This is a genomic window from Acinetobacter sp. UBA5934 (assembly GCF_002430855.1).
Lineage (GTDB): Bacteria > Pseudomonadota > Gammaproteobacteria > Pseudomonadales > Moraxellaceae > Acinetobacter.
On the sequence record NZ_DJDC01000026.1, the window covers coordinates 1 to 779 of the forward strand.

Consider the following 779-nt stretch of genomic DNA (forward strand, 5'->3'; position numbering starts at 1 on the left):
AGATATTTTTAACTGTGTCGATTAAATAATGTTTAGAGATTTTTTTATACGAATGCACCAGTACTGCAATTAATGCCGGGAGAATAAAGCAGTGCAGAATATTGTTACTAAAATAACTTAACAGAATTTTTTGACTTTCAGCCACCCGTACCCAATTTTGATTATTTTGGCTGAAGGTTTCAACCTGCTTTAATTTCCCGGCATACTGAATAATCTCTACGCTGGATAATTCTGTCATGATCATTTTTGAATCATATGTTGTCATTTTTAATAAATGACGATATTGATCAATTTTCGCGATTAAATCATGTTCAGTTAAAGTATGATCTTCAGCATTGAGTAAAATCAGCGAAATTAACGAAATCGGATTAATGACCACCGCTTTATTAATATTTTCCAGAATTGAATTGGCAACCTGATTCACGGTTTGAATCACCGGTTGGGGTAATTCATCATGAATATTTAATTGAATATGTTCTGCTTGATTGTCAGTTAAAACCTGATCCAGAAAAACCGGCTCGCCAAAATTGACATGTACCTGGCCAAAGACTTTTTCAATTTTACGGACTGAACTCAAAATCCCCCAAATCGATTCGGCTTCTTTCGGTTTGCCATTCAGTTCATTTAAGTACGATGTGCCTTCAATCAGCTTTTCATAACCAAAATAGGTCGGAATAAAGGCAATTGGCTTGGTTGCACCACGTAAATGACTTTGTACCGTCATCGACAGCATGCCTTTTTTTGGTGGCAAAAGCAGACCGGTACGTGAACGGCCACCT

Annotated in this window: 1 pseudogene; it reads right to left on the minus strand. The window is 36.6% G+C overall.

Annotated features, from left to right (window positions below):
- Window positions 1-779 (minus strand): annotated as a pseudogene (locus B2Y23_RS01760) (glycerol-3-phosphate 1-O-acyltransferase PlsB); the annotation flags it as partial.